The organism is Bacillus sp. P14.5 (assembly GCF_003316765.1).
GTDB lineage: Bacteria > Bacillota > Bacilli > Bacillales > Bacillaceae_B > Rossellomorea.
Map to the genome: position 1 here is coordinate 1 of NZ_NIJF01000006.1, position 2,103 is coordinate 2,103.

4 protein-coding genes are annotated in these 2,103 nt (G+C 54.9%); 1 reads left to right on the top strand and 3 read right to left on the bottom strand.

Annotated features, from left to right (window positions below; all coding sequences use genetic code 11):
- Positions 1 to 117 precede the first annotated feature (117 nt).
- The 3 genes from B9Z54_RS25420 to B9Z54_RS00250 all read right to left on the bottom strand — a co-directional run bounded on the left by B9Z54_RS25420 (position 118) and on the right by B9Z54_RS00250 (position 1,350).
- On the bottom strand, positions 118 to 297 hold the full coding sequence (locus tag B9Z54_RS25420) for a DMT family transporter (protein ID WP_240189744.1): 180 nt from the start codon (positions 295 to 297) through the stop codon (positions 118 to 120).
- 132 nt (positions 298 to 429) lie between these two features.
- Positions 430 to 759, bottom strand: a complete 330-nt coding sequence (locus B9Z54_RS00245; protein WP_113926550.1) for a DMT family transporter — start codon at positions 757 to 759, stop codon at positions 430 to 432.
- Between the two features lie 12 nt (positions 760 to 771).
- Positions 772 to 1,350 (bottom strand): TetR/AcrR family transcriptional regulator, encoded by a 579-nt coding sequence (locus B9Z54_RS00250; protein ID WP_113926551.1) that lies wholly within the window; start codon positions 1,348 to 1,350, stop codon positions 772 to 774.
- A 125-nt stretch (positions 1,351 to 1,475) separates the two neighbouring features.
- Here B9Z54_RS00250 and B9Z54_RS00255 point away from each other — a divergent pair.
- A partial coding sequence (locus B9Z54_RS00255; RefSeq protein WP_162785025.1) for an alpha/beta hydrolase occupies positions 1,476 to 2,103 on the top strand: 628 nt, incomplete at its 3' end.

A 2,103-nucleotide genomic window follows, 5' to 3' on the forward strand; every position in this document is an offset into this window, starting at 1 on the left:
GTAAGGTTCGAGTCGTAGACGTTCGGATTGCAGTTTGATATGACTCATCGTCCCCGCCCCTTTCATTCACAGTCTGAACTATTCAATTTCCCGTTTTTATTTCGAAGCTAATCCTGGTTACGCGACAACTTTCAATCCGATGACACTTCCGATAATAAGCAGTAGGAAGAAGATGCGCCAGCGGTCCCGGGACTCGTTCAAGTACAGCATCCCGAGCACGACCCCTCCGGCCGCTCCAATCCCGACCCAAATCGAATAAGCCAATCCGAGCGGGAGCGTCTCGAGCGAACGCGACAATAAATAAAAACTTAAAAGCGAACGTTCCGACCGATAAGACCGACCATTTAAAAATCTGATAACCTTTCGATTTGCCCATCCAAAAGACGGCCATCATCTCGGCAAGGCCGGCGCCAATTAAAAATACCCAACTCATGCCGACTCACCTCCCGTCACTTGTTTCAATCCAATCACGCCGACCAACAGTGTGATGATAAAGACGAGCTTCATCCCAGTGAGTGCCTCATCGAACAAGACCGCCCCGACGATGACCGTTCCAACGGCTCCGATGCCGGTAAAGACCGCATACCCGGTCCCGGCCGATAATGTCCGGAACGACATCGCCAATAATCCGAAGCTGACGACCAATAATAGAACGGTGACCACACTCGGTCCGAGTACCGTGAATCCGTTCGACAGTTTCATCGTCGTCGCCCAAACGATTTCGAGCAGCCCGGCGAGGATGAGCCAAACCCAGGCCATTTTGATCTTGTCTCATGTCCATCCGACTCCTTTCTTAAAGATAGTGAATGCGGCCCGTTGCCGCTTGACGCGATTTGTCTCGAGCGTGAAGAGCGAGATGAGCGCACCGTCGAGAAAACAATAATAGGCATCATAGACGTCCTCAAGCGACTGCTCAGGTAACGCGCCTTGCTCCATCGCCAATCGGAACTGTTCTTTCTCGAACGCTTGCAGTTCCGTTTCGACCGAACCGAGCGTCGCCTCGATGAACGAGCGTAGTTCAGGCGGCGGGACGAGCAACATCCGCTTCGTCAGCATCCACGTCTCCTCTTCTTCAAAGAAGCGAATCAACGCCTCGATGATGACCTCGATCCGCTCGAGTGGCGCCGCGTCTGTGGTCGCATCCTGCGCTTCTCGCCAGACGAGATCATAACGGTTCGCCATGTCCTCGACGACTTGTTTGAACAGCTGCTCTTTCCCTTCGATGTGGGCGTAGAGCGACGCCTTTTTGATGCCGACATCCTCGGCAAGCGAGGCGAGCGACAGACCTTCATATCCTTCGAGCGCAAAGCGGCGCCGCGCCGCGAGTTCGATTCGTTGTTTCGTGTTCATTCAGTACCGGCCCCTTTCTCTCCCATCACTTTACCTAACGAACGGTAGGTAGTCAAGTGTGAGGATTGCATTCCCCGGTCCCACCCGCCAAAATGAAGACAGTTGATGTGAAAGGAGCGTTTGACATGCTTGAGCAATTTAGCTTTGCGTTACCGACCGAAACGACACGCGGACGGAAACGGATTGTCCGCGTCTATCGTCCCGACTTCGTGTCGACAGATGAGACGTTGCCCGTCCTCTATATGCACGACGGCCAAAACGTGTTCGATGGCAAGACCGCCACAATCGGGGAAGGTTGGTCGATTGACCGCCAGATCGAGGATTTGCAGCTGCCGCTCATGGTCGTCGCCATCGCGAGCGCCCCGGACTGGCTCGACCGCTACGACGAGTATTCGTTTTATGAGGATGAGATGCTGTATCGACGAATCGGAGCAGAACTCGCCAAGACGCGGCCCACCCTCGGGGGCAGAGGTCGGGCTTACACCGATTGGCTCATGCGAGAGTTGAAGCCATGGATTGACGAACGCTATGCGACCGACCCGGACGACGTCGGCGTGATGGGCAGCTCGATGGGTGGTGTCATCTCACTTTATATGATGGCGGCCTATCCATCCATCCGACGTGTCGGTGCGCTGTCGACGGCCGCTTGGGCCAACCTCGACTCGCTCATTCAAGAAGTAAAGCAGGCCGACGTTTCAGCGCGCCTCTATATGGACATCGGCACGAACGAGACGAGCGGACCGATCACGCCCA

Bases quoted from the DNA above. Each gene is read 5' to 3' on its own strand.
- B9Z54_RS00245 (WP_113926550.1), bottom strand. From the start codon at position 759: ATGGCCTGGGTTTGGCTCATCCTCGCCGGGCTGCTCGAAATCGTTTGG.
- B9Z54_RS00250 (WP_113926551.1), bottom strand. From the start codon at position 1,350: ATGAACACGAAACAACGAATCGAACTCGCGGCGCGGCGCCGCTTTGCG.